The following is a 24,840-nucleotide window of genomic DNA, read 5'->3' on the forward strand; positions in this document are numbered from 1 at the left end:
ACCGGGGTGCGGCCGCGCGGCGGGGGGGCTGGGCCTCCACGGCGCTGTCCATCCTCCCCGGGGGGTTGCCGCGGCTTCCCCAGCCGCCGCCGCCGCCGGGGGCGTCGGTGGCGCTTGGCCGGGCCTGGCGGATTTCGCCGGTCGGCGTCGCCGGCATGTTTGCCGTCGGCGGCCTGTCGATGACGATTTCAGGCTTTGCGCCGATCCATGCCACGGCCAAGGGCTACAGCCAGGCCGATGTGGCACTGCTGCTGTCGGCGATGCCGATCGGCACATTGATCCTGCAGATCCCGCTCGGCTGGATTTCCGACCGCACCGACCGGCGCTTTGTGCTGGTCGCCGCTTCGGCGCTTGCCATGGTGGCGGGCCTGTTCGCGCTGGGCTTCGATGGTGGTGCGCTGGTGGCGCTGGTCGTCATCTATGTGGTCTGGGCCGGCGCGTCGGAATCGATCTATTCGCTGGCCAGCGCACATGCCGCCGACCGCGCCGGCAAGGACGACATGGTGGCGCTGTCCAGTTCACTGCTGTTCGCGTGGTCGCTGTCCGGCTTCATCGTGCCCGGCATCGTGACCGGGCTTTCCGCCGTCTACGGAACCCAGGCCTTCATCCATGTGGCCATCGTCATTGCCACCGTTTTTTGCCTGTTCGTGCTGTGGCGCGTCGTGGCGATGTCGCCTGTTCCCGCCGCCGAGACCGGCAATTTCGCGCCGATGACGGCGCAGGCACCGCTGCCGGTCGATCTTGCCTTTCCGTCCGAAGAGCAGCGCCGGGCGGATAAGTAGCTATACCGGGAATCGTCTCACTGTCTGGTGACGGTTTCCTGCTGCGGTGCTTCCGGCGGTGGCGCGGGTATAGAAATGCCTTCGCTGTCGAAGGCCTGCTTGGCGCGTTTGGTGAGATCGATCTGGGTCGCGAAGAAATCCGCAGCCGAGGTCCAGTAGCGCAAGGTTATGGCGACGTTGCTGTCGCCGACGGTCGCCACAAAGGCAATCGGCGCCGGCTCCCGCCTGACGCGTCGCTCGGCGGCGGCGACGCCCAGCATGGTCTTTTGAGCGAGATCGATATCGTTCCACGAGCCGATGGTCAGGGTGATGTCGGCGCGGCGGACGCCGTTGCGTGTAAAATTGCGGACGGGCTGGTTCCACAGCGTCGAATTGGGAGCGAGCACGTAAACGCCTTCGACCGTTCTCAGTGTGGTGGCGAACAGCCCGATTTCCTCGATGGTCCCGGAAATGACCCCGACCTCGACATATTCGCCGATGCGGAATGGTCGCAGCGCCAGCAGCATGATGCCGGCGGCAATGTTCTGCAGCGTGCCCTGCAGCGCCAGGCCGATGGCCAGGCCGATGGCGCCAATGGCGGCAATGATCGAGGTCGTCTGGACGCCGAACTGGCCGAGCACCATGACGACGACGAGGATCAGTATGGCGTAGCGGACGATCCGCGAGAAGAAGTGGCGCAGCGTGGTGTCGAAGCCATGGATATGGCCGAGGCCGGCGTAGATCGAGCGCTGGGCAAGGCCGGCGACGATATAGCCGAGGACCAGCAGGATGACGGCGCCAATGGCCGAGAACGAGTACGAGACGATCAGAGCGCTGAGCTGCGCAAGGCCGGACTGCACGGTGAGGAGAGCGTTCTGAGGGTCGACAGGCATGAGGGGGATCCGATTGGTCAATGCGCCGATAACCCTCGCCGGGCGGCAAGAGTTCCGATTTTTCTTCCACAGCGGAACCGGAAGAACGGTTCTTCGTTGGCTACGGTAGGGCTGCCGTCTTGAAACTGCAACGCAACTCTGCCTATCTAAGGGTGTCACCTGCTTTGAAGGGTGATTTGGTTGTTCTTGCTGCGAAAGGAAATACACTGAGAACAGCACTTTGGAAGAAGGCCGACATCGTGCCTTCGCCGGCCGGGATCAGCGTAAACGACGCCGTGTCCCGCGCCATCAAGACAGTCCTTGCCAGTCTGGAAGACTCCAAGGCCGAAAACATCGTCTCAATCGACATTCAGGGAAAATCGAGCCTCGGTGACTATATGGTCATCGCGTCCGGCCGATCGCACCGTCATGTCTCGGCTGTGGCCGATCATCTCCTCAAGGCGCTCAAGGATGCCGGGCTCGGCACGGCGCGCGTCGAGGGACTGGCCGGCGCCGACTGGGTCCTGATCGATTCGGGCGACATCATCGTCCATGTCTTCCGCCCCGAAGTCCGCGACTTCTACAATCTTGAAAAGATGTGGCAGGCGCCGGACCTCGAGGAAGAGACCCTCCACTGAGCCGCATTTGATTGATGCATGTCGTGTCCCAAAACCGGTGACCACTTTTGGTGACATGCATTAGCGGCTCTTCGAGGCAGGGATGAAAATTACCGTTCATGCCGTGGGCCGGATGAAAGCCGGCCCCGAGAAGCTGCTCGCCGACCGGTATTTCGAGCGCTTCGCCAAGAGCGGACCGGCCGTGGGCCTCGAATTCTCAGGGGTCGTCGAGATCCCGGAGGGCCGCGCCCAGACCGCCAACGAGCGTCGCCGCGAGGAAGGCCAGAAACTGCAGGCGCAGTTGCAACCTGGTGCCGCGCTGATGCTGCTCGACGAACGCGGCAAGAGTTTTTCTTCCGAGGATTTCGCCGGGCGCATCGGGCTGCTGCGTGATAGCGGCCGCAAGGCGCTAATCATCGCCATCGGCGGCGCCGACGGTCACGACCAGTCGCTGCGCGACCAGGCCGACCTGATGGTGTCGTTCGGCGCGCCGACATGGCCGCACCAACTGGTCCGTGTCATGTTGGGCGAGCAGCTTTACCGGGCGGCCACAATCCTGTCCGGCCATCCCTATCATCGCTCGTGAGCCGTTGCAGATTCGACCGAAACCGGTGGATTGGCGTGAGCCGCACGGATTTTCGCCTCAATGCGTCACGAGGCTGTTTTCGGTCGGCGGGCTCTCGAACATGGTTGATTGTTCGTTAACGAAGCCACGCATAGAGTCGGGCTTCAATGGCTGAAGGTTGGAAATCGCGAACGGGCTTTTGGCGCGCAGGCTGCGGCTTGGCAGCGGCGGTGCTTATGCTGTCGCTCGGTGCCGCGCGGGCGCAGAGCAGGCTCGACATGGCGCCCGACCCGGACCAGAGCCGCGCCGAATACGAACGGATATCGCAGGAGATCACACTGTCGTCGGAGCGGCTGGCCAAGCTCGCCGCCGACATGGCGACGGTCAAGAAGGACCATGCCTCGATCACCGCGGCGCTGATCCAGTCGGCGATGACCGAGCAGAAACTCGGCCAGGACATCGAGGACATCGGTGCCAAGCTGGAAGGGCTGAAGGGCGACGAGCAGAAAATCCGTGCCTCACTGGCCGCCAGACGCGACGTTCTGGCCGAGGTGCTGGCCGCGCTGCAGCGCATGGGGCTCAATCCGCCGCCGGCCATCCTGGTCAAGCCGGAGGACGCGCTGTCGTCGGTGCGCAGCGCCATCCTGCTCGGCGCCGTAGTGCCGGAACTGCGCCAGCAGACCGAGATATTGCTGGCGGAACTCAAGGAGCAGTCACGGGTGACGGCCTCGATCGAGGCGGAGCGGGCGCGGCTGACGGCGGCAGTCGCCGAGCAGACGGCGGAAAAGAAGCGGCTCGGCATGCTGCTCGAAGCCAAGCAGAAGCTCGAGGCCGAGACGCAAACGGCCCTGGCGGCGGAAAAGCACCGATCCGCAGCACTGGCGGCCAAGGCCGGCAGCCTGAAGGAACTGATCGCCTCGCTCGAGGCCGACAAGGCCCGCAAGGCTGCGGACGCGGCGAAGGCAGCCGAGCAGAAGGCCGCCGAGCAGAAAGCCGCGGAGCAGAAGGCAGCGGGCGCCGACAAGGCCCCGGGGGTTCCGGCGCAGACGGCTCCGGCACAGAAGGCCCCGGAACAGACGGAACTGGCGGCCCTGCCGGTGCCGGAAGCCAACCGGCTTACCGCCGCTGCACCGTTTTCGGCGCTTCAGGGGCAGATCGCGTTGCCGGTCACCGGCAAGATCAAGCGGCGGTTCGGGGCCAGCGACGGTAACGGCGCAGTGATGCTCGGTGACATGGTTGCGACACAATCGGGAGCCATCGTCACCGCGCCGGCGGACGGAAATGTACTTTATGCGGGACCTTTTCGCTCTTATGGTCAACTCTTGATCCTGAACGCAGGTGACGGCTATCATGTCGTTCTCGCGGGGATGAGCAGAATCAGCGTCGCGTCTGGCCAGTCGGTGCTCGCAGGAGAGCCGGTCGGCGCGATGGGAGAGGCCCGGGTGGCGAGCACCTCGGCATCGAAGAATGGAAATGCCACGCCGGAACTCTATGTTGAGTTCCGCAAGGATGGAAAACCCGTCGATCCGACCCCATGGTGGGCGGACCGTTTGTCTGGAAGGACGTGAGATGATGCGGAAACTGTCGCTTCTGTTTGCCGGTGCGCTGATGGGCGCATCCGCGATGAGCCTGGTCTATGGCGCGCCCGGCTCGACGGCGAACGCTGCGGGCTCCGAGACCTATAAGCAACTGGCGATCTTCGGTGATATTTTCGAGCGGGTGCGGGCGCAATATGTGACGCCGCCCGACGACAAGTCGCTGGTCGAAAACGCCATCAACGGCATGCTTACCTCGCTCGACCCGCACTCCTCCTATATGAACGCCGAAGAGGCGCAGGACATGCGCGTGCAGACCAAGGGCGAGTTCGGCGGCCTCGGCATCGAGGTCACCATGGAGAACGACCTGGTCAAGGTGATCACGCCGATCGACGATACGCCGGCTGCCAAGGCGGGCGTGCTTGCCGGCGACTATATTGCCAAGATCGACGGCGAGGAGGTTCGCGGCCTGAGCCTCAACGATGCGGTCGAGAAGATGCGCGGGCTGGTCAACACGCCGATCAAGCTCACCATCCTGCGCCAAGGCGCCGACAAGCCGATCGAACTGACGGTGGTGCGCGATATCATCAAGGTCAAGGCGGTCAAGTTCCGGGTCGAGAACGACATCGGCTACATCAAGATCACCTCCTTCACCGAAAAGACCCATGATGATCTCGAGAGCGCCATCGAAACCATCGAGAAGCAGGTGCCGAAGGAAAAGCTCAAGGGCTACGTGCTCGATCTGCGCCTCAATCCGGGCGGGCTGCTCGATCAGGCGGTGAGCGTGTCCGACGCCTTCCTCAACCGTGGCGAGATCGTCTCGACGCGCGGCCGCGATCCGAAGGACGTCACCCGCTTCGACGCGCGGCCGGGCGATGATATCGACGGCAAGCCGCTGGTCGTGCTCGTCAATGGCGGCTCGGCCAGTGCGTCCGAAATCGTCGCCGGCGCGCTGCAGGATTTGCGCCGCGCCACGGTCGTCGGCACGCAGTCGTTCGGCAAGGGTTCGGTGCAGACCATCGTCCCGCTCGGCGAGAACGGCGCGCTGCGCCTGACGACGGCGCTCTATTACACGCCGTCCGGCAAGTCGATCCAGGGCAAGGGCATCACGCCCGACATCAAGGTCGACCAGCCGTTGCCGCCGGACCTGCAAGGCAGGGACCTGACGCGCGGCGAGTCGGACCTCAAGGGCCACATCAAGGGCAGCGAGGAGGGCGATGCCGGTTCAGGCTCGGCAGCCTATGTGCCGCCGGAGCCGAAGGACGATCTGCAGCTCATCTTCGCCCAGCAGTTGCTGCGCGGCGAGAAGACCGATCCGGCGTTCCCGCCGAACCCGGACAAGGCCGTATTGAACCAGTAGGGGCCGTGCTGAACCAGTAAAAGTCGATCAGCCGGACAACAGGTCTGGCTGCCTGATCGAAGCGATGTAATGCTGCCGGGGCCGCAAGGCCTCGGCAGTTTGATTCGGGGACCGCGGCTGGGGATGCGGCTTGGCTGACATCAGTAGTGACATCGAATGCCCACTCGGGCAGGCCGTCCGGCCGCCGCGCGCGGCCCGCAGGATCAGCGCTGGCGTGGTCGCGGCCACTCTCGTGGTGCTGGCCGTGATCGGCGTCTCCGGCGCGATTGCGCTGCGTGAAAGGCCGTTTCGAAAGCCGGAAGAAGTCGCCGTTTCGACGCCGAAGGCGACAGCCGTGGTCGAACCCGCAGCGCCGGTCACTGAGCCGGCGCTGAAGGCCGAAGCAGCGTCCAAGGCGAGCACATCCAAGACAGGCGGATCGAAGACGGGCGGGCCGCAGATCATCCACATGCAGGCCGAAGCGGGCGACGGTCCACCCGGGGCCATCGTCATCCACGACCCTTCGACGACCGGCCAGAACCTGAGGATCGCGCATATTCCCGACAGGGCGCTGGTCGAGTCCGGCGAAACCGGTCCGTTGCCGGTTCGTGCTGCCGACGGCAGGCGGCCATTCGATGTCTATGCGCGACCGTGGTCCGGTGCGCGCGGTGCGCGCGTGGCGATCGTCATCGGCGGGCTTGCCGTGTCACAGACCGGCACGCAGGCGGCCATCGCCAAGCTGCCGGCCGAAGTGACGCTGGGCTTCGCGCCGCAGGGCAACAGCATCGGCCGCTGGATGCAGGCGGCGCGGCAGAGCGGCCATGAGATCGTCATGCAGGTGCCGCTCGAACCGTTCGATTATCCGAATGTCAATCCCGGCCGCAACACGCTGACGGTCGTGGCGACACCCGACGAGAATTTGGAGAATTTGCGCTGGGCGCTGTCGCGGACGACCAATTACACCGGCGTCATGAACTATATGGGCGCTCGTTTTTCGGCCGATGCGGCGGCGATGGGGCCACTGATGGCCGAGCTTGGCAGGCGCGGCCTGGCCTATGTCGACGACGGTTCGTCGGCACGCAGCCTGGCGCCCGAACTGGCGTTGAAGAACGGTGTGCCGTTCGCCGCCGGCGACACGTCGATCGACGCCGTGCGCGACCGCGGCGCCATATTGAAGAAGCTGGACGAACTGGAAGCAACCGCGCGGGCGAAAGGCTTTGCCGTCGGCATCGGCTCGGCCTTCGACCTGACGGTCGACACCGTGTCGTCCTGGGTGATCGAGGCCAAGAAGCGCGGCATCGAGATCGTGCCGATTTCGGCAGTGGCGGTGGATCCGGAAAAAGGTTGAGCATGGCGAAGAAAAAACCGGTCGACCCCGAGACGCTGCCCTATCGTCGCTGCGTCGGAGCGATGGTCCTCAACGGAGACGGGCTGGTCTGGGTCGGGCATCGCATTGCCGAGCCGGACAGCGAATTCGCCGGCACGACGCAGCTCTGGCAGATGCCGCAGGGCGGCATCGACAAGGGCGAAGAGCCGCTGCAGGCGGCACAGCGGGAACTCTACGAAGAAACCGGCATGCGCAGCGTCTCGTTGCTGGATGAGGCGCCGAACTGGATATTTTACGACCTGCCGGCCCATCTGGTCGGCGTCGCCTTCAAGGGAAAGTATCGTGGCCAGACGCAAAAATGGTTCGCCTTCCGCTTTCACGGCGATTTGAGCGAGATTGAGATCAATCCCCCGCCGGGCGGCCACACCGCCGAGTTCGACAGATGGGCCTGGCGGCCAATGGAGGAATTGCCCGACCTGATCGTTCCGTTCAAGCGTCAGGTCTATGAGGACGTGGTTGCGGCATTCCGGCATCTGGTTGCGTAGGCCTGGCGCAAGCCGCGCTCGCGCCGACCACGGTTGCCGCGTCGGCGCGGTGGCCTTATTGATGGCCGATCCGCTGCAGACGGGATTGGCATGAACGGCACTTCCAAAAAATCTCTTTCTGAAAGGGCAGTCAAAGCCGCGCCGATCAGCGAAGCGGCGGCCGGCGCCATACTGACCGTCGATCTCAGCGCCATCCGCGAAAATTACCGGCGGCTCAAGGCGCGGTTGGGCGGTGTCGGCTGCGCCGGTGTCGTCAAGGCCGACGGCTACGGGCTCGGCGGGCCGCAGGTGGCCGCGGCGCTGGCGGCCGAAGGCTGCGCTGTTTTTTTTGTCGCGCATCTGGCCGAGGGTGCCTTGCTGCGCCAGGCGCTCGGCGCAAGGGCGGCGATCTATGTGCTGAACGGCATTCAGCCGGGCGCCGAAAGCGAAGCCGTCGCAGCGGAGCTGGGCGTGGTCATCAACAGCGCCGGCCAGCTCGCCGCCTGGCGCGCGGCGGCGCAGCGGGCCGGCCACAAGCTCAAGGCTGCAATCCAGGTCGACAGCGGCATGTCGCGGCTCGGCATGGCGGCAGCCGAGGTGGAGGCCGTCGCTGCCGACCCGCAGGCTTTCGATGGTATCGACGTCACCATCGTGATGAGCCATCTCGCGCGCGCCGACGAGCCCGAACATCCGGCCAACGAGCAGCAGCGGCTGGAATTCGAGCGGCTGCGCAGGATGCTGCCAAATGCGCCGGCCTCGCTCGCCAATTCCTCCGGTATCTTTCTTGGGCAGTCCTTTCACTACGACCTCGCCCGACCCGGTGCGGCGCTCTACGGCATCAATCCGACGCCTGCGCAGGAAAATCCGATGCTGCCGGTGCTGCGGCTTCAAGCAAAAATCATCCAGACGCGCAGCCTCGATAGGGGAGCCGGCGTCGGCTATGGCCATATTTTTCGCGTCACCGATACGCTGATCGCCGCAACGATCTCGCTTGGCTATGCCGATGGCTGGCATCGACGCGCGGCCTCGGCCGCCTGGTTCGAAAATGTGCGCTTGCCGTTCCTGGGCCGTGTGTCGATGGATTCGATCGTCCTCGACATTTCGGCCCTGCCGCTCGGCAGGCTGAAGGCGGGCGACCTCGTCGAACTGATCGGCCCCTCGCAGACGGTCGACCAGGCGGCCGGCCACGCCGGCACCATCGGCTATGAAATCCTGACCAGCCTCGGACACCGCTTTCACCGGCGCTATGTGAATGGATAGCGCCGGGCTTTTTTAGGCATGTCGTCGTCCCAAAACCTTCTGCGTAGGGGCGACATGCTTGGGCACTTGGCGGACGCGGTAAAATCCGGCAGACAGAAAGCCACGATGCCGCCCGCTGACAAGACATCGTTCTGGAGAGCTATGCGATGAAGATCTTCGTGCTGGGCGGCGGCGTCATCGGGGTCACCACGGCTTATTACCTGGCCGAGGCCGGTCATGAAGTGACGGTGATCGACCGCCAGAAGGGCCCGGCGCTGGAAACCAGCTTTGCCAATGCCGGCGAGATCTCGCCAGGCTACGCCTCGCCCTGGGCCGGTCCCGGCGTCCCGCTGAAGGCGATCAAATGGCTGCTTATGAAGCATGGTCCTCTGGTGGTGCGGCCGACTCTCGATCCACATATGTGGATTTGGCTGGTCAGGATGCTGCGCAACTGCACCGCCGAGCGCTATGCGGTGAACAAGTCGCGCATGGTGCCTTTGGCCGAATACAGCCGCGACACGCTGAAAGCGCTGCGCGAGGCGACCGGCATCGCCTATGACGAGCGCAGCAAGGGAACGCTGCAGCTTTTTCGCACGCAACAGCAGCTCGACGGCACAGCCGGCGATGTCGAGGTGCTGAAGACATATGGCGTTCCCTACGAGATCCTCGATCCCGACGGCTGCATCGCGGCCGAGCCGGGCTTGGCAGGGATCCGTGAAAAGTTCGTCGGCGGCCTGCGGCTGCTGGGCGACGAGACCGGTGACTGCAAGATGTTCACTGACCGTCTGGCAGAGCTCTGCGCAGCGCGCGGCGTCACCTTTGAATACGACACGTCGATCAGGCGCATCGTGCGCAAGCGCAACCAGATCGCCAACATCAATACGAGCAAGGGATGGAAGGCCGCCGACGCCTATGTGATGGCGATGGGCAGCTATTCGGCAAAGTTCATGCGCTATCTGAAACGACCTATCCCGGTCTATCCGGTCAAGGGTTATTCGATCACCGTGCCGATCAAGGATGCTGCCGCAGCACCGGTCTCGACGGTGATGGACGAGACTTACAAGGTGGCGATCACCAGGCTCGGCGATCGCATCCGCGTCGGTGGCACCGCGGAGATTTCCGGCTTTGACCTGACGCTGCATGAATCGCGGCGGCGCACGCTCGAACATTCGCTCGGCGACCTTTTTCCAGGCAGCGGCGACATGCGGTCGGCGACCTTCTGGTGCGGGTTGCGGCCGATGACGCCAGACGGGCCGCCGCTGATCGGCCGCACCGAGTTTTCCAACCTCTATCTCAACACCGGCCACGGCACGCTCGGCTGGACCATGGCCTGCGGCTCGGCCAAGGTCCTGGCCGACATCATTTCCAGCCGGGTGCCGGACATCGATGTCCGCGATCTCGGACCGGAGCGATACCAGCGGTAGGATCGGAAGGATTCTTCACGCATTTGAGCGGAGGAACTTGCCGCGTGACTCGGCATCAGTCTCCAGCACACCTCGCCGCGTCAGAGAAAATATCGTCAGACGAACAGGCTCCGCTCCCGTTCCACCGCCCTGGTGATGAAGCTCGCGACGATCTGGACGCGGCGCAGCGGCCTGACCGATTCGTGATAGACCAGCCAGTAGGCGCGGCGAATGGGCGCGACGATGTCGACGGCCACCAGTTCCGGCATCGAGTGGGCGACAAAAGTGTGCAGGATGCCGATGCCGGCGCCGGAGCGCACCGCTTCGGCTTGGCCGAGCGCCGAGGAGATGGCAAAGCTCGTGCGCCAGTCGGCACTGAACTCGGCCGCATAGTCGAGCGAGGGGCTGACGATGAGGTCCGGCACATAGCCGATCAGCGTGTGCCGGCCAAGCTCGGCCGGCGTCTGCGGCAGGCCATGCGCGTCGGCATAGGCGCGGGACGCGAACAGGCCGAGCGTGTAATCGACCAGCTTTCCCGCCACCAGCCTGCCTTCGGTCGGTCGCTCCACGGTGATGGCGATGTCGGCCTCGCGCCTGGACAACGAGAAGGAACGCGGCACCGGCACCAACTGGATGGTGAGTTCGCGGTGAAGCGCCGTCAGTGCGCCGAGTCGTTTGGCCAGGAAGGCCACGCCGAAACCATCAGGGGCGCCGATGCGCACGGTGCCGGAGACGTCGTCGCCTTCGCCCGCCACGGTCGCGCGCGCGGCGATCATGTCGCCTTCCATGCGCTCGGCGATGTCGAGGAAACGCTCGCCCGCCGGCGTCAACTCGCTGCCGGTGGTCAGCCGGCGAAAGAGTTTTGTGCGCAGCGCATCCTCGAGCGCGGCGACGCGGCGCGAGACAGTGGCGTGGTTCAGCTCCAGCCGCCTGGCCGCGCCAAGGATCTGGCCGGCACGCGCCACCGCGAGAAAGATGCGGACGTCATCCCAGTTCATGAGGAAGGTCCGGATGACAATCGTCGACGTTGCGTTCCGTGGGGGGCGCGAAGGAACTCAATTTCTCTATCCTTGCCGCTAAGGGACCTGCATCCCTATCATTTGCGGCAATTGATGCACAGGCGTCGCTCGCACTCTATTTGCCGCACAACGGTTGCGTGTTCGCTCGCGTTGCCATCGGCGGCGCAAAGGCGGACAATGCCGCATCACAAATACAGGGAGAGAAACCATGATCGACTACGGTCATTTCATCGGCGGCAAGCGTGTCGCTGGAACCAGCGGCCGCAAGCAGGACGTCATGCAGCCGATGGACGGCACGGTGCGCGGCACCGTGGCGCTGGCTTCGCAGGCGGAACTGCGCGCGGCGGTGGAAAACGCCAAGGCGGCGCAGCCCGGCTGGGCGGCAACCAATCCGCAGCGGCGCGTGCGCGTCCTGATGAAGTTCCTCGAACTGGTCGCCCGGGAGTATGATGCGCTGGCCGACATTCTGGCGCGCGAGCACGGCAAGACCATCGCTGACGCCAAGGGCGACATCCAGCGCGGCCTGGAAGTGGTCGAGGTTTGCATCGGCGCGCCGCACATGATGAAGGGCGAGTTCACCGACGGCGCCGGCCCCGGCATCGACGTCTATTCGATGCGCCAGCCGCTCGGCGTCGTTGCCGGCATCACGCCGTTCAATTTTCCGGCGATGATCCCATTGTGGAAGATCGCGCCGGCTATCGCTTGCGGCAACGCCTTCATCCTGAAGCCTTCGGAGCGCGACCCAGGCGTGCCGATGCGCATCGCCGAACTGTTCATCGAGGCCGGCCTGCCAGCCGGCATCCTCAACGTCGTCAACGGCGACAAGGAGGCGGTCGACGCCATCCTCGATGATCCCGACATCAAGGCCATCGGCTTCGTCGGCTCGACGCCGATCGCCCAGTACATCTATTCGCGCGGCTGCGCGGCCGGCAAGCGCGTGCAGTGCTTCGGCGGCGCCAAGAACCACATGATCATCATGCCCGACGCCGACATGGACCAGACCGTCGACGCGCTGATCGGCGCCGGCTACGGCTCGGCCGGCGAGCGCTGCATGGCGATCTCGGTGGCGGTCCCGGTCGGCAACGATACCGCCAACCGGCTGATGGAAAAGCTGGTGCCGCGCGTCGAAAGCCTGAAGGTCGGCCCATCGACGGATTCGTCCGCCGATTTCGGCCCGCTGGTGACGGCGCAGGCGCTGGAACGGGTCAAGGGCTATGTCGACATCGGCGTCAGGGAAGGCGCCAGGCTGGTCGTCGACGGGCGCGGCTTTTCCATGCAGGGCTATGAGAACGGCTACTATATGGGCGGCTGCCTGTTCGACAACGTGACCGCCGATATGCGCATCTACAAGGAAGAGATTTTTGGGCCGGTGCTCTCGGTAGTGCGTGCGCCGACCTACGAGAACGCGATCAAGCTCGCCAACGATCACGAAATGGGCAACGGCGTCGCCATCTTCACCCGCGACGGCGATGCGGCCCGCGATTTCGCCTCGAGGGTCCAGGTCGGCATGGTCGGTATCAACGTGCCGATCCCGGTGCCGATCGCCTACTATACGTTCGGCGGCTGGAAAGCGTCTTCCTTCGGCGACCTCAACCAGCACGGACCGGACGCATTCCGGTTCTACACCAAGACCAAGACGGTGACCTCGCGCTGGCCGTCCGGCGTGAAGGACGGCGCCGAATTCGTCATCCCGACGATGAATTAGCCGGACGGTTGCTTGTCTGCGCGTCCTCGCCTTCGGCTGCGGGCGCGCGGGCAGGCGTGAAGGACGGCGCCGAATTCGTCATCCCGACGATGAACTAGCCAGTCGACAAAGAGCTCCAGATTTTATGATTGAAGACGAAAAAGGCCCGGCCAGAAACCGGGCCTTTTTGCTGACCGGTCGCGGCCGCGTGTATGCCTGAACGCTAATGTGATGGAACCAGGCGGACAGCAGAAGCCTTAACTTGCAATCCTGCCGCGAAGGAGACGCGGCAGATCGACCAACGGTGTTGGCGACAGCTTCGGGGGCTACGGCCGGCGCAAGGAGGTGTGAGATGACACGTCTCATGGTGTCGATACTTGGCGCGGCGGCTGCCGCGTTTTCCGCGGCCCCGGCAACAGCGGCCGAACAATGCGCGCCACGAGCCGACATGATCAGGGCGCTCGGCGAGAAGTTCCAGGAAAATCCAACCGCGCTCGGCGTCGTCAATCCGAATGTGATTGTTGAAGTCTTCGTTTCCGACCAAGGCACCTGGACCATCCTCGCCAGCGACACACGCGGTCAAAGCTGCGTGGTTTCGGTGGGTGAAGGCTGGGAGAGCGCGGTGAAGACAGCGGCGCTGCCAGGGACCTGAGCCGCCTAGCGGGTGGCAGCCGCCTTAGCATAGCCGCGCGCGCGCAGGCCTCGGTTCTCGGCGACGACCATGAAACGGATCCACAGGCGCCCCCAGCGGGCGCCTGCTTGCGCTTTTTTGTTGCCGACACCATATATGGAACATAGTGGGAACATTTTGAATCGTCCCCGTTGATGACAGACCGGAACACGGAAAGGAACGACGCGATGATGATGACGTCGGGACCGGCCTGGATCGTTCCGGCAAAATGAGGGCTCTTCCTTTGCCGGACGTGATGGCAAAGGAGATGCCCTATGGCGCGCAAATCGCTGTTGGTTGGGTTGAAAACCCTCATTCTTGCTGGCGCATTGGCGGTGGGTACGAACGCCGCAAGCGCCCAATATCAATACTGCGTTGAACATCGCGATCTCGTCGCCCACCTGAGCGAGCAGTTCCAGGAAAGACAGTTTGCTTTCGGGCTGATCGGTCAGATGGCGATTATGGAAGTCTATGTCGCCGACAGCGGAAGCTGGACGATCATCGTCACCGACGTCGCCGGCAGAAGCTGCATCGTCGCGGCCGGCGAACATTGGGAAAACGTGGTGATCCCGACCGACCAGGACGCATGACGAATTGAGCGATGCTCAGCGCCTGTGGGCGGAACTCAAAGAGCCTGCCGAAGCTTGCTGCCGATCTCTATCGCGTAGCGGCCGCCGCGGCATGACCGCGCAGCAGCGCCATCAGGCGCTTGGCATCCTTGGCGGCGGCGTCTTCATCGCCGTCGAGGATCGAGCGGATCAGCGCGACATGGTGCTCGGCCGATTCGGCAAGCCCGGTATCGGCCTTGTAGCGGAACCAGAAGCGGCGGCTGTGGGTCTGCAACGGGGCCGCCAGCCGCGCGGCGAAGGGATTGTCGGCCGCCAGCGCCAGCGCCTCGTCGAGCGCCTTGTCGGCCTGAATGAAGGCCAGCACATTGCCCGATATCACCGCCCTCTGCATGGCCAGTGCCGCGTCGTGAAACAAGTCGGCGGCCTCGCGGGTGACGAAGCGGGCGGCCGAGCGGGCAAGAACCACCTCGACGCCACGCCGCGCATCGAGAACGCGCAACCAGTCGCCGGGATGCAGCGGGGCAATGGCGATGCCGGCACGCGGCCGGACATCCAGCAGTCCCTCCCATGCCAGCCGCTGGATCGCCTCGCGCACCGGCGTGCGGCCGAGCCCCAGCCTGTCGATCAGCGCGCCTTCGGTGATGAAGCTTGCAGGCACCAGTTCGAGCGTCACGATCATGTGCTCGAGCACGCGGTAGGCTTTCGCCGCCACTGGCTCGAATGCCGGGCTTGTTTCAAATATCAAAGGCGGGCTCCTGATATATTTTTGGTATATCATAGCAAAATCCGTGTTGACAGTCCGTTTCCTAATAAATATACGACTGATATATCAGATGGAGCGACCGCTATGTGGACCGGAGTTTTCCCCGCCGTCACGACCAAATTCACTGAGGACGACAGCCTCGACCACGCCGAGATGGAGCGCTGCTTTGCGCTGCAGATGGAGGCTGGCTGCGACGGGATCATCGTCTGCGGCTCGCTCGGCGAGGGGCCGATGCTCTCGCATGACGAGAAGATCGACGTGCTGAAGACCGCGCAGAAGATCGCCGGCAACAAGCCGGTTCTGCTGACTGTCAACGAAGCCGGCACCCGCGAGGCGGTGGCGATCGCGCGCCGCGCCGCCAGAGAGGGCGCAAACGGGCTGATGGTGGTGCCGAGCCCGATCTACCACACCAATGCGGAGGAGACGGTCGCCGCGCTGCGCGCCGTCGCCGAGGCCGGCGACCTGCCGGTGATGATCTATTCCAACCGGCTTGCCTATCGCGTCGACGTCACCGTCGATCAGATGGAGGAACTGGCGAAGGACAAGCGCTTCGTCGCCATCAAGGAATCCTCCGACGACATCCGCCGTTCGACCGAAATCATCAACCGCTTCGGCGACCGCTACGATTTGTTCACCGGCGTCGACAATCTGGCGTTCGAGGCGCTGTCGGTTGGCGCCATCGGCTGGGTGGCGGGGCTGGTCACCGCGTTCCCGCGCGAGACGGTCGCGATCTACCAATTGATGAAGCAGGGCCGCCGCGAGGAGGCGCTGACAATCTACCGCTGGTTCCGGCCGCTGCTCGACCTCGACGTGTCGACCTATCTGGTGCAGAACATCAAGCTCGCCGAAGTCCTGGCGATCAACACCAACGACCGCGTGCGCATGCCGCGCCAGCCGCTGTCGGGCGAGCGCCGCAAGATGGTCGAGAAGATCGTCCGGGATGCGCTGGCGGCGCGGCCGGAGCTGCCGAGGTTTTGAGGCAGGCTCTCTTCTCCCCGTTTACGGGGAGAAGATGGCGGCAGCCAGATGAGGGGCAGCGCCCACGTGCAAGGAATTTCCAAGTCGGCAAAAGCGGGGCGCCGCCCCTCATCCGCCCTTCGGGCACCTTCTCCCCGTGAACGGGGAGAAGGTGAGGACATCGCCATTATCGGCGCCGGCATCATCGGCATCTGTGTCGCCGCCTATCTGGCCGAGGCGGGGCGAAACGTCACGATCTTCGATCGGACGGGGATCTGCGAGGAAACGAGTTCCGGCAATGCCGCCGCCCTGGCCTTTTCCGATGTGCTGCCGCTGGCCCACAAGGGCGTGATCAGGCACTTGCCGAAATGGCTTGCCGACCCGCTCGGCCCGCTCAGCATCCCGCCCGCCTACCTGCCGAAGCTGCTGCCCTGGCTTATCCGCTTCTGGCGCGCCGGACGAAGCGACCGCTACGAGGCCAGCCTCGCGGCGCAGGCCGGGATGATGCGGCTCGCCGAGGCCGAATGGGCCGGGCTGATGGCGCGCTCAGGCACCGAAAACATGCTGCGCGAGGATGGCTCGCTCGAACTTTACGAGAGCGAGGCCGAGTTCAAGGCGTCGCTGCCCGGCTGGGCGGCGAGGCAACGCTTCGGCATCGGCTTCAGCCATGTCGAGGGCGATGCGCTCGCCGCCTTGCAGCCGGGCCTGTCGCCGCGTTTCGTCAAGGGCACTTTCGTGCCGGGATGGAGGACCGTTACGGATCCGAAATTATTGGGCAAGGCGATCTGGGCCTATGCCGAGAGGAAAGGTGCGCGCTTCGAAAAGGCTCGGGTCGACCACGTCGGGGCGGGACAGGACGGCGCGACATTGACGCTCGCCGACGGCACGGTGCGGCAGGCAAAATGCCTCGTCATCGCCGCCGGCGCCTGGTCGCATCTCCTGGCGAAACATATCGGCGACCGCATCCCGCTCGAGACCGAGCGCGGCTACAACACGACGCTGCCGAAGACCGCCTTCGACGTGAAGCGGCAACTGATCTTCTCCGGCCACGGATTCGTCGTCACGCCGCTTGAAACCGGCGTGCGCGTCGGCGGCGCGGTCGAGCTCGGCGGCATTGAGCGGCCGCCCAACTACGCCCGCTCGAAAGCGCTGCTCGACAAGGCACAGAAATTCCTGCCGGGGCTTGACCCGGCCGGCGGCCGCGAATGGATGGGTTTGCGGCCATCGCTGCCGGATTCGCTGCCGGTGATCGGTGGCGCCAGGCGGGCCGGCACGATAGTCTATGCCTTCGGCCACGGCCATCTCGGCCTCACCCAGGCGGCTGCCACCGGACGCCTGGTTCGCGATCTCATTCTCGGCCAAAATCCGGTGTTTGATCTTTCTCCGTTTTCTCCGAACCGCTTCTGACGGGATCTAGAAATGGCGCGCCACTCCTTCTTCTGCATCGACGGTCACACCTGCGGCAATCCGGTGCGGCTGGTCGCCGGCGGCGGACCGCTGCTCAACGGCGCGACGATGATGGAGCGGCGCGCGCATTTCCTGGCCGAATATGACTGGATCCGAACAGGGCTGATGTTCGAGCCGCGCGGCCATGATTTGATGTCCGGCTCGATCCTCTATCCGCCGACGCGGCCCGATTGCGATATCGCCATCCTGTTCATCGAAACCTCGGGCTGCCTGCCAATGTGCGGTCACGGCACCATCGGCACGGTGACGATGGCCATCGAGCACGGGCTGGTCAAGCCGAAGACACCGGGCTTGCTCAGGCTGGACACGCCGGCCGGCCTGGTCACCGCCGAGTACAGGCAGGTCGGCGAATATGTCGAGGAGGTGCGCATCACCAACGTGCCGTCCTTCCTCCATGCGGAGGGTCTGACTGTCGAATGTCCGCAGCTCGGCGAGATCAGCGTCGATGTCGCCTATGGCGGCAATTTCTACGCCATCGTCGAGCCGCAGAAGACCTATCGCGACATGGCCGACCACTCTGCCGGCGACCTCATCGCCTGGAGCCCGGTGGTGCGGCAGCGGCTCAACGAAAAATACGCCTTCGTGCATCCCGAGAATCCCGGCATCGACCGGCTGTCGCACATATTGTGGACGGGTGCGCCGACCGACAGCCAGGCGGATGCGCGCAACGCCGTCTTCTACGGCGACAAGGCGATCGACCGCTCGCCTTGCGGCACCGGCACCTCGGCGCGGATGGCGCAGCTTCACGCTAAGGGCAAGCTTGGGACCGGCGACGAATTCGTCCACGAATCGATCATCGGCTCGCTGTTCAAGGGCAGGGTCGAGAAGGAAGTCACGGTGGCGGGCAAGCCGGCGATCGTCCCCTCGATCGGCGGCTGGGCGCGCATGACCGGATTGAACACGATCTTCATCGACGATCGCGATCCGTTCGCGCACGGATTCGTCGTCAAATAGAGAGAGAATCCTGACGCAGGGGAATCGAACAGAATGCAAGGATCGATTGCCCAGACGGCGCAACGATCCCGCTCATCAACTATTTTTACGGCGATTCCTTCGAAGCAGCGTGCATTTTGACGACGAATCGCCAAAGACATTGCGTTAGGCCAATGATAGGGTCGGCGATAGTCCAGAGGCCGGGAAGGGAAGAACGGGCAATCCGATTGCGTGCTTCAAAATCACGCATGCCGATTAAAGAATGACGTTGCAATCCGGGCTCGAAACTTTACGACTAGGGGAAATACGAAAAGGAATGCGCCTGCATGGGCGACATTCCAGGGGAGCCACGACAGCATGCAGTATTTTGTCCAGCAGCTTATCAATGGGCTGACGCTGGGATCGATCTATGGACTGATCGCGATCGGCTACACGATGGTCTACGGCATCATCGGCATGATCAATTTCGCCCATGGCGACATCTTCATGGTCGGCGCCTTCGCCGCCCTCATCGTTTTCCTCATCCTCGGCGCGATGTTCTATTCGGTGCCGGTGGTGATCGCGCTGCTGGTCATGATGATCGTCGCGATGCTGTTGACCAGCCTGTACAACTGGACGATCGAGAAGGTAGCTTACCGGCCGTTGCGCGGGTCGTTCCGGCTGGCGCCGCTGATCACCGCGATCGGCATGTCGATCGCGCTGTCGAACTTCGTCCAGGTGACGCAGGGGCCGCGCAACAAGCCGATCCCGCCGATGGTGTCCAAGGTCTATAATATCGAGGGCGTCAGCGTGTCGCTGAAGCAAATCGTCATCGTCATCGTCACCGCGCTGCTGTTGGCGCTGTTTTGGTACCTGGTCAACAAGACCTCGCTGGGTCGAGCCCAAAGGGCTTGCGAGCAGGACCGCAAGATGGCGGCGTTGCTCGGCATCGACGTCGACCGCACCATCTCGATCACCTTCGTCATGGGTGCGGCCCTTGCCGCCGTCGCCGGCACGCTGTTCCTGATGTATTATGGCGTCATCGCCTTCTCCGACGGTTTCACGCCGGGCGTGAAGGCGTTCACCGCGGCCGTGCTCGGCGGCATCGGCTCGTTGCCCGGCGCCGTGCTCGGCGGGCTCATGATCGGCTTCATCGAAAGCATGTGGTCGGCTTATTTCTCGATCGACTACAAGGACGTCGCGGCCTTTTCCATCCTGGCGATCGTGCTGATCTTCCTGCCTTCCGGCATTCTCGGCCGGCCAGAAGTCGAAAAGGTCTGAGTTTATGGCGGTCACCACGTCTCCGGAGCGCGACATCGTCGCCACTCCCATGCAGCGCGCTACCCGCGAAGCGCTTTATGCCGGCGCCATCGCGCTCGGCCTGTTCGTGCTGTTCATCGGCCTGAGGACCGATCAAAACATCTCCAACGAGCTGATCCTTGTACAGCGCTGGTGGCTTCTTGCAGTCGTGGTCGTGCTGACCATGGCCGGCCGTTTTCTCTATGTCGCCTACGGGCAGCCTTTCCTGGCGAATCAGAAGATCGTCGACGTCGCCACCGGCCTGCTGCCGCAGAGCATGGCGGCGCGGTTCTTCCGCTTGCGGTATTTCATCGCCGCCATCGTCACAGTGGCCGTGCTGGCTTTCCTTGCCGGCTCCCTTGACGGATTGCTGGGGCCCGGCCTGGCCGGTTATGCACGGTTCCTGAGAGCGCTGGCGACCATCTACGCCCTGGCCTCGGTGATGTTTTATTTCCGAACCTTCATCCATGCCCATTTCTCGGCATTGGGCATAACCGCACTGGCGCTCTACCCGATCATCGTTGTGCTGGTGCTTGCTCTGTACGGAGGATCGGTGGCCGCCGGGTTCCAGGGTTCTCTGAAATGGGTCGACAATTACGGCATTCAGATCCTGATCTATGTCATGCTGGCCTGGGGGCTGAACATCGTCGTTGGCCTCGCCGGCCTGCTCGACCTTGGTTATGTCGCCTTCTATGCCGTCGGCGCGTATGCCTATGCGCTGCTCGGCACGCAATACGGCCTGTCGTTCTGGATCCTGCTGCCTGCCGCCGGCGCCATGGCCGCCTTCTGGGGGGTGCTGCTGGGCTTTCCGGTGCTGCGCCTGCGCGGCGACTACCTGGCGATCGTGACGCTGGCCTTCGGCGAGATCATTCGTCTCGTGCTGATCAATTGGCGTGAGGTTACCAACGGCTCGGCCGGTATCTCCGGCATTCCCAAGGTCACCTTTTTCGGGCTGATGTCGTTCAACGTCTCGGATCCGAACTATATCGCCAAGGTCTTGGACATCGCCACGTCGAGCGCCTATTACAAGATCTTCCTCTACTACCTGATCCTCGGGCTCTGCCTGCTCACCGCCTTCGTCACCATAAGGCTTAGGCGCATGCCCGTCGGCCGCGCCTGGGAAGCGCTGCGCGAGGACGAGATCGCCTGCCGCTCGCTCGGCATCAACACCACCACCACCAAGCTCACCGCCTTTGCCACCGGCGCCATGTTCGGCGGCTTCGCCGGCTCGTTCTTCGCCGCGCGGCAAGGTTTCGTCAGCCCCGAATCCTTCATCTTCCTGGAATCGGCCATCATTCTCGCCATCGTCGTGCTCGGCGGCATGGGTTCGCTGGTCGGCATCGCCGTCGCCGCCATGGTGATGATCGGTGGCACCGAGGTGCTGCGCGAGCTCGATTTCCTGAAGCAGGTCTTCGGTCCCGACTTCACGCCGGAACTCTACCGCATGCTGCTGTTCGGCATGGCCATGGTCATCGTCATGCTGTGGAAGCCGCGCGGCTTCGTCGGCAGTCGTGAACCGACAGCCTTTCTCAAGGAGAGCAGGGCTGTGTCCGGCTCCTTCACCAAGGAGGGCCACGGCTGATGAGCGATGCGAGCCCATCCGTGAACGATGCCATCCTGCAGGTCGATCATCTGTCGATGAAATTCGGTGGTCTGGTCGCCATCGGCGACCTGTCCTTCCAGGCCAGGCGCGGCGAGATCACCGCGCTGATCGGGCCGAACGGCGCCGGTAAGACAACCGTGTTCAACTGCATCACCGGCTTCTACAAGCCGTCTGAGGGCATGCTCACGCTCAACCGGCGCGACGGCTCGAGCTATCTGCTCGAACGGCTGCCGAACCATGAGATTCCGGCGCGAGCCAAGGTGGCGCGCACCTTCCAGAACATCCGCCTGTTTTCCGGCATGACGCTGCTGGAGAACCTGCTGGTGGCGCAGCACAACAAGCTGATGAAGGCGTCCGGCTACACTGTCCTCGGCCTGTTTGGCTTCAGCGGCTACCGGACGGCGTCGGCCGAGTCGATCGATCTCGCCAGGCACTGGCTGGAAAAGGCCGACCTCGTCGATCGAGCCGACGATCCGGCCGGCGACTTGCCCTACGGCGCGCAGCGGCGCCTGGAGATCGCGCGGGCCATGTGCACGGGTCCGGAACTGCTCTGCCTCGACGAACCGGCGGCAGGGCTCAATCCGAAGGAATCAATGGCGCTCAACGCGCTCCTTATGGACATCAAGGACAACACCGGCACCTCGATCCTGCTGATCGAGCACGACATGGCGGTGGTCATGCAGATTTCCGACCATGTCGTGGTGCTCGAATACGGGCGCAAGATCTCGGACGGCAGTCCGCATGCGGTGCGCACCGACCCGCGTGTCATCGCCGCCTATCTTGGGGTCGAAGACGAGGACGTCGAGACGGTGCTGATCGAGGTCGGCGACGAAGACGTCATCGAGCAACTCGACACCGGCCCGGATTCGACGCACGGTCCGGACTCGTCGTCCTCGTATTTCGCCGGGCCAGTGATCGACACAGTCGGACACAGTGAGGGCGAACGCGTCACGGTGTCGAAGGGCGCGTCGAAAGCCGGGCAGGTCGATGCAAGGTCGGGCGCGGCGGCAAGGCCCGCATCGCCGGCCGAAGCCAAACCGACGGAGAAACCTTCCGCGACAAAGCCGCCGGCCGCCAAGGCTCCGGCAAAGCCCAAGACACCGGGCGACTCCAACCGGGGCGGAGGGAATGAATGATGGCCGGCACAACGCTGCTCGACATCAAGGGCGTCCAGACCTATTACGGCAACATCAGGGCGCTGAACGGCGTCGATGTCACCGTCAAGCAGGGCGAGATCGTGGCGCTGATCGGCGCCAATGGCGCCGGCAAGTCGACGCTGATGATGACCATTTTTGGTGCACCACGGGCGCGGGCGGGCACCATCACCTTCGCCGGCACCGACATCACCCAGTTGCCGACCCATGAGATCGCGCGCATGCGCATCGCCCAGTCGCCGGAGGGCCGGCGCATCTTCCCGCGCATGACGGTGATGGAAAACCTGCAGATGGGCGCCAGCCTCGACGACCTCAAGCACTACGACGAGGACGTCGAGAAGGTATTCACGCTGTTTCCACGCCTGAAGGAACGCATTGCCCAGCGCGGCGGCACGCTGTCGGGCGGCGAGCAGCAGATGCTTTCGATCGGACGTGCGCTGATGGCGCGGCCGAAACTGCTCTTGCTCGACGAGCCGTCGCTGGGCCTGGCGCCGCTGATCGTCAAGCAGATCTTCGACGCCATCCGCGAGTTGAACCGCACGCAGGGGCTGACCGTGTTCCTGGTCGAGCAGAACGCCTTCGGCGCGCTGAAGCTCGCCACGCGCGGCTATGTCATGGTCAACGGCAACGTGACGATGAGCGGCACCGGCAAGGAGCTGCTCGCCGATCCGGACGTGCGCGCCGCCTATCTCGAAGGCGGCCATCACTGAGTTCAGGAGTCTTCATCATGCAGGGCATTCTCTATGAGGAACCCTCGGTCTGGCAGTTCTTCTTCGTCACCTGCCTGCTTGGCGGCTGGGCGGCGTGGATGACGGGCAAGGCCTGCGCCCAGACATGGCGCAGCGTCGTCCAATTGTTCGCCTATTTGCTCGGCCTCGCTATAGCCGTAAGGTTCATCCATCACGCGCTGTTCGGCGGCACGATGTTCTCGCTGCACTACTACATCGTCGACACCATCGTCCTGATGATATTGGGCTTCATCGGCTATCAATACACGCGCACGAACCAGATGGTGACACAGTATAGCTGGCTCTACGAAAGAGCATCGCTTTTGAGTTGGAAACCAAAAGGTTGACGTTCATCATTAACGCCGTTTCGGGGATGAATCGGCGTGACAAGTGCCTGAAAATCGGCAAAGTACGCTTTCTGCGAGTAAAGGTGGGCATCGCATGAAAGCATCATCCACGCCCACTCTGTAAATGGGAGCGTTTTACATGAGAAAATCACTTTTGTCCGCCGTCGCCCTGACCGCGCTCGTCGCGTTCAGCGGAAGCGCGTGGGCTGACGTCCTGATCGGAGTTGCCGGTCCGATCACCGGCCCGAATGCCGCCTTCGGCGCGCAGCTGCAGAAGGGCGCCGAACAGGCTGTCGCCGACATCAATGCGGCCGGCGGCATCAACGGCGAGCAGGTCAAACTCACGGTCGGCGACGACGTCTCCGATCCGAAGCAGGGCATTTCGGTCGCCAACAAGTTCGTCGGCGACGGCGTCAAGTTCGTGGTCGGCCACTTCAACTCGGGCGTTTCGATCCCGGCATCGGAAGTCTACGCGGAGAACGGCATCCTCGAGATCACGCCGGCCGCGACCAACCCGCAGTTCACCGAGCGCGGCCTGTGGAACACGTTCCGTACCTGCGGACGCGACGACCAGCAGGGCAGCATCGCCGGCGCCTATCTCGCGGAGAACTTCAAGGATGCCAAGATCGCGGTCGTCCACGACAAGACGACCTATGGTCAGGGCCTTGCCGACGAGACCAAGAAGGCGATGAACGCTGCCGGCGTGACGGAAGTCATGTATGAAGGCGTAAATATCGGCGACAAGGACTTCTCGGCGTTGATCGCCAAGATGAAACAAGCCGGCGTTTCCATCATCTATTGGGGTGGTCTGCACACCGAAGCCGGACTGATCATCCGCCAGGTGGCTGACCAGGGCCTCGAGGCCACGCTGGTTTCCGGCGACGGCATCGTGTCGAACGAACTGGCCTCAATCGCCGGTGACGCGGTTGCGGGCACGCTGAACACGTTCGGCCCGGATCCGCGTCTGATCCCGGCGAACAAGGAACTGGTCGAGAAGTTCCGCGCGCAGGGCTTCGAGCCGGAGGCCTACACGCTTTATTCCTACGCCGCCATGCAGGCGATCGTGGGAGCCGCCACAGCCGCCAAGTCGAACGATCCGATGGAAGTTGCCAAGGCTCTCAAGGCCAACGGCCCGTTCAAGACCGTGCTGGGCGATCTTTCCTACGACGAGAAGGGCGATCCGACGCTGCCTGGCTACGTCATGTACGAATGGAAGAAGGGCGACGACGGCAAATACACCTACGTCCAGAAGATGTAAGCCTGTCGACGAGGACGACAATTCCGGAATGCCCGGCGCCTCGCGCCGGGCATTTTTCGTGTGTGCCGTTTTACCTTTCGTCGGAGCACCCTTTGCGCATTCGAGGGAACGCGGGGCGCTCTACCCAATGAGTGGATTTAAATCGGTTTAATCGTCGCCGCCCGATTTTGTTTGCGCTGCAGCATTTTCGCGTTAATCATGGCGCAGTCCCCCTTCCGTCAGCGTCCG

General features: G+C 63.7%; 23 protein-coding genes and 1 pseudogene. 21 read left to right on the top strand and 3 right to left on the bottom strand.

Annotated features, from left to right (window positions below; all coding sequences use genetic code 11):
- Positions 1-782, top strand: a 782-nt coding sequence (locus tag AC0L2C_RS30410; protein WP_473525155.1) for an MFS transporter, incomplete at its 5' end; no start/stop codon positions are given.
- Positions 783-799: 17 nt separating this feature from the next.
- Here AC0L2C_RS30410 and AC0L2C_RS30415 read toward each other — a convergent pair.
- A complete protein-coding gene (locus AC0L2C_RS30415) occupies positions 800-1,654 on the bottom strand; it encodes a mechanosensitive ion channel family protein (RefSeq protein WP_473525156.1) in 855 nt (284 codons plus the stop codon).
- Positions 1,655-1,893: 239 nt separating this feature from the next.
- Here AC0L2C_RS30415 and rsfS point away from each other — a divergent pair, with 239 nt between their 5' ends.
- The 8 genes from rsfS to AC0L2C_RS30455 all read left to right on the top strand — a co-directional run bounded on the left by rsfS (position 1,894) and on the right by AC0L2C_RS30455 (position 10,203).
- Entirely contained in the window at positions 1,894-2,271 is a 378-nt protein-coding gene (rsfS, locus tag AC0L2C_RS30420) for a ribosome silencing factor (protein ID WP_023800052.1), read from the top strand.
- Between the two features lie 82 nt (positions 2,272-2,353).
- On the top strand, positions 2,354-2,836 hold the full coding sequence (gene rlmH / locus AC0L2C_RS30425; RefSeq protein WP_473525157.1) for a 23S rRNA (pseudouridine(1915)-N(3))-methyltransferase RlmH: 483 nt from the start codon (positions 2,354-2,356) through the stop codon (positions 2,834-2,836).
- Positions 2,837-2,982: 146 nt separating this feature from the next.
- Positions 2,983-4,383 carry a murein hydrolase activator EnvC family protein gene (locus tag AC0L2C_RS30430; protein ID WP_473525158.1) on the top strand — a complete coding sequence of 467 codons (1,401 nt, stop codon included), beginning with the start codon at positions 2,983-2,985 and terminating at the stop codon, positions 4,381-4,383.
- A gap of 1 nt (position 4,384) precedes the next feature.
- Entirely contained in the window at positions 4,385-5,710 is a 1,326-nt protein-coding gene (locus AC0L2C_RS30435; RefSeq protein WP_023800050.1) for a S41 family peptidase, read from the top strand.
- 130 nt (positions 5,711-5,840) lie between these two features.
- Positions 5,841-7,037 carry a divergent polysaccharide deacetylase family protein gene (locus tag AC0L2C_RS30440; protein ID WP_473525159.1) on the top strand — a complete coding sequence of 399 codons (1,197 nt, stop codon included), beginning with the start codon at positions 5,841-5,843 and terminating at the stop codon, positions 7,035-7,037.
- Between the two features lie 2 nt (positions 7,038-7,039).
- Positions 7,040-7,561: an RNA pyrophosphohydrolase gene (locus AC0L2C_RS30445; RefSeq protein WP_128171132.1), complete on the top strand. Its 522-nt coding sequence runs from the start codon at positions 7,040-7,042 to the stop codon at positions 7,559-7,561.
- 90 nt (positions 7,562-7,651) lie between these two features.
- Positions 7,652-8,800, top strand: coding sequence for an alanine racemase (gene alr / locus AC0L2C_RS30450; protein ID WP_473525160.1), 1,149 nt, complete (start codon positions 7,652-7,654; stop codon positions 8,798-8,800).
- Positions 8,801-8,946: 146 nt separating this feature from the next.
- The gene (locus AC0L2C_RS30455; protein WP_473525161.1) at positions 8,947-10,203 is read left to right on the top strand and encodes a D-amino acid dehydrogenase; all 1,257 of its coding nucleotides are present in this window, start codon (positions 8,947-8,949) and stop codon (positions 10,201-10,203) included.
- Between the two features lie 95 nt (positions 10,204-10,298).
- Here AC0L2C_RS30455 and AC0L2C_RS30460 read toward each other — a convergent pair whose 3' ends face one another.
- Entirely contained in the window at positions 10,299-11,180 is an 882-nt protein-coding gene (locus tag AC0L2C_RS30460; RefSeq protein ID WP_287345527.1) for a LysR family transcriptional regulator, read from the bottom strand.
- A 229-nt stretch (positions 11,181-11,409) separates the two neighbouring features.
- On the opposite strand from AC0L2C_RS30460, the gene AC0L2C_RS30465 reads away from it, so the two are divergent.
- From AC0L2C_RS30465 to AC0L2C_RS30475, 3 genes are all read left to right on the top strand, one after another.
- Positions 11,410-12,906 (top strand): CoA-acylating methylmalonate-semialdehyde dehydrogenase, encoded by a 1,497-nt coding sequence (locus AC0L2C_RS30465; RefSeq protein ID WP_027152855.1) that lies wholly within the window; start codon positions 11,410-11,412, stop codon positions 12,904-12,906.
- Between the two features lie 331 nt (positions 12,907-13,237).
- Positions 13,238-13,537: a hypothetical protein gene (locus tag AC0L2C_RS30470; protein ID WP_128171137.1), complete on the top strand. Its 300-nt coding sequence runs from the start codon at positions 13,238-13,240 to the stop codon at positions 13,535-13,537.
- 293 nt (positions 13,538-13,830) lie between these two features.
- Entirely contained in the window at positions 13,831-14,145 is a 315-nt protein-coding gene (locus AC0L2C_RS30475) for a hypothetical protein (RefSeq protein ID WP_027152857.1), read from the top strand.
- Positions 14,146-14,212: 67 nt separating this feature from the next.
- Here the strand turns inward: AC0L2C_RS30475 and AC0L2C_RS30480 are convergent, their stop codons facing one another.
- A complete protein-coding gene (locus AC0L2C_RS30480) occupies positions 14,213-14,902 on the bottom strand; it encodes a GntR family transcriptional regulator (RefSeq protein ID WP_473525162.1) in 690 nt (229 codons plus the stop codon).
- 69 nt (positions 14,903-14,971) lie between these two features.
- Here AC0L2C_RS30480 and AC0L2C_RS30485 point away from each other — a divergent pair, with 69 nt between their 5' ends.
- The 9 genes and pseudogenes from AC0L2C_RS30485 (at position 14,972) to AC0L2C_RS30525 (ending at position 24,612) form a co-directional block, all read left to right on the top strand.
- A complete protein-coding gene (locus tag AC0L2C_RS30485; RefSeq protein WP_027152859.1) occupies positions 14,972-15,865 on the top strand; it encodes a dihydrodipicolinate synthase family protein in 894 nt (297 codons plus the stop codon).
- A 48-nt stretch (positions 15,866-15,913) separates the two neighbouring features.
- Positions 15,914-17,251, top strand: coding sequence for an NAD(P)/FAD-dependent oxidoreductase (locus tag AC0L2C_RS30490; RefSeq protein WP_473525163.1), 1,338 nt, complete (start codon positions 15,914-15,916; stop codon positions 17,249-17,251).
- A 12-nt stretch (positions 17,252-17,263) separates the two neighbouring features.
- Positions 17,264-18,265, top strand: coding sequence for a 4-hydroxyproline epimerase (locus tag AC0L2C_RS30495; RefSeq protein ID WP_473525164.1), 1,002 nt, complete (start codon positions 17,264-17,266; stop codon positions 18,263-18,265).
- Between the two features lie 336 nt (positions 18,266-18,601).
- The gene (locus tag AC0L2C_RS30500; RefSeq protein ID WP_023800038.1) at positions 18,602-19,504 is read left to right on the top strand and encodes a branched-chain amino acid ABC transporter permease; all 903 of its coding nucleotides are present in this window, start codon (positions 18,602-18,604) and stop codon (positions 19,502-19,504) included.
- A gap of 106 nt (positions 19,505-19,610) precedes the next feature.
- A pseudogene (gene livM / locus AC0L2C_RS30505) lies at positions 19,611-21,104 on the top strand (high-affinity branched-chain amino acid ABC transporter permease LivM); the annotation flags it as partial.
- The gene (locus AC0L2C_RS30510; RefSeq protein WP_473525165.1) at positions 21,104-22,261 is read left to right on the top strand and encodes an ABC transporter ATP-binding protein; all 1,158 of its coding nucleotides are present in this window, start codon (positions 21,104-21,106) and stop codon (positions 22,259-22,261) included. The pseudogene livM and the gene AC0L2C_RS30510, both read left to right, overlap by 1 nt.
- Positions 22,261-22,989, top strand: a complete 729-nt coding sequence (locus tag AC0L2C_RS30515; RefSeq protein WP_027152864.1) for an ABC transporter ATP-binding protein — start codon at positions 22,261-22,263, stop codon at positions 22,987-22,989. The genes AC0L2C_RS30510 and AC0L2C_RS30515 overlap by 1 nt, the downstream gene beginning before the upstream one ends.
- 17 nt (positions 22,990-23,006) lie before the next feature.
- Positions 23,007-23,354, top strand: a complete 348-nt coding sequence (locus tag AC0L2C_RS30520; protein ID WP_473525166.1) for a DUF6867 family protein — start codon at positions 23,007-23,009, stop codon at positions 23,352-23,354.
- A 139-nt stretch (positions 23,355-23,493) separates the two neighbouring features.
- Complete coding sequence (locus tag AC0L2C_RS30525; protein ID WP_023800033.1) at positions 23,494-24,612, top strand: branched-chain amino acid ABC transporter substrate-binding protein; 1,119 nt, start codon at positions 23,494-23,496, stop codon at positions 24,610-24,612.
- The last annotated feature ends 228 nt before the right edge of the window (positions 24,613-24,840 follow it).

The sequence above is a fragment of the Mesorhizobium sp. WSM4845 genome, assembly GCF_055811455.1.

Excerpts from the sequence above, each read along its gene's own strand:
- AC0L2C_RS30455 (WP_473525161.1), top strand. The coding sequence starts at position 8,947 with ATGAAGATCTTCGTGCTGGGCGGCGGCGTCATCGGGGTCACCACGGCT.
- AC0L2C_RS30520 (WP_473525166.1), top strand. The coding sequence starts at position 23,007 with ATGCAGGGCATTCTCTATGAGGAACCCTCGGTCTGGCAGTTCTTCTTC.
- AC0L2C_RS30435 (WP_023800050.1), top strand. The coding sequence starts at position 4,385 with ATGATGCGGAAACTGTCGCTTCTGTTTGCCGGTGCGCTGATGGGCGCA.
- AC0L2C_RS30475 (WP_027152857.1), top strand. The coding sequence starts at position 13,831 with ATGGCGCGCAAATCGCTGTTGGTTGGGTTGAAAACCCTCATTCTTGCT.
- AC0L2C_RS30445 (WP_128171132.1), top strand. The coding sequence starts at position 7,040 with ATGGCGAAGAAAAAACCGGTCGACCCCGAGACGCTGCCCTATCGTCGC.
- AC0L2C_RS30430 (WP_473525158.1), top strand. The coding sequence starts at position 2,983 with ATGGCTGAAGGTTGGAAATCGCGAACGGGCTTTTGGCGCGCAGGCTGC.
- AC0L2C_RS30465 (WP_027152855.1), top strand. The coding sequence starts at position 11,410 with ATGATCGACTACGGTCATTTCATCGGCGGCAAGCGTGTCGCTGGAACC.
- AC0L2C_RS30470 (WP_128171137.1), top strand. The coding sequence starts at position 13,238 with ATGACACGTCTCATGGTGTCGATACTTGGCGCGGCGGCTGCCGCGTTT.
- AC0L2C_RS30480 (WP_473525162.1), bottom strand. The coding sequence starts at position 14,902 with ATGATATACCAAAAATATATCAGGAGCCCGCCTTTGATATTTGAAACA.
- AC0L2C_RS30485 (WP_027152859.1), top strand. The coding sequence starts at position 14,972 with ATGTGGACCGGAGTTTTCCCCGCCGTCACGACCAAATTCACTGAGGAC.
- AC0L2C_RS30510 (WP_473525165.1), top strand. The coding sequence starts at position 21,104 with ATGAGCGATGCGAGCCCATCCGTGAACGATGCCATCCTGCAGGTCGAT.
- AC0L2C_RS30500 (WP_023800038.1), top strand. The coding sequence starts at position 18,602 with ATGCAGTATTTTGTCCAGCAGCTTATCAATGGGCTGACGCTGGGATCG.
- AC0L2C_RS30490 (WP_473525163.1), top strand. The coding sequence starts at position 15,914 with ATGAGGGGCAGCGCCCACGTGCAAGGAATTTCCAAGTCGGCAAAAGCG.
- AC0L2C_RS30460 (WP_287345527.1), bottom strand. The coding sequence starts at position 11,180 with ATGAACTGGGATGACGTCCGCATCTTTCTCGCGGTGGCGCGTGCCGGC.
- AC0L2C_RS30525 (WP_023800033.1), top strand. The coding sequence starts at position 23,494 with ATGAGAAAATCACTTTTGTCCGCCGTCGCCCTGACCGCGCTCGTCGCG.
- AC0L2C_RS30495 (WP_473525164.1), top strand. The coding sequence starts at position 17,264 with ATGGCGCGCCACTCCTTCTTCTGCATCGACGGTCACACCTGCGGCAAT.
- rlmH (WP_473525157.1), top strand. The coding sequence starts at position 2,354 with ATGAAAATTACCGTTCATGCCGTGGGCCGGATGAAAGCCGGCCCCGAG.
- AC0L2C_RS30415 (WP_473525156.1), bottom strand. The coding sequence starts at position 1,654 with ATGCCTGTCGACCCTCAGAACGCTCTCCTCACCGTGCAGTCCGGCCTT.
- alr (WP_473525160.1), top strand. The coding sequence starts at position 7,652 with ATGAACGGCACTTCCAAAAAATCTCTTTCTGAAAGGGCAGTCAAAGCC.
- AC0L2C_RS30515 (WP_027152864.1), top strand. The coding sequence starts at position 22,261 with ATGGCCGGCACAACGCTGCTCGACATCAAGGGCGTCCAGACCTATTAC.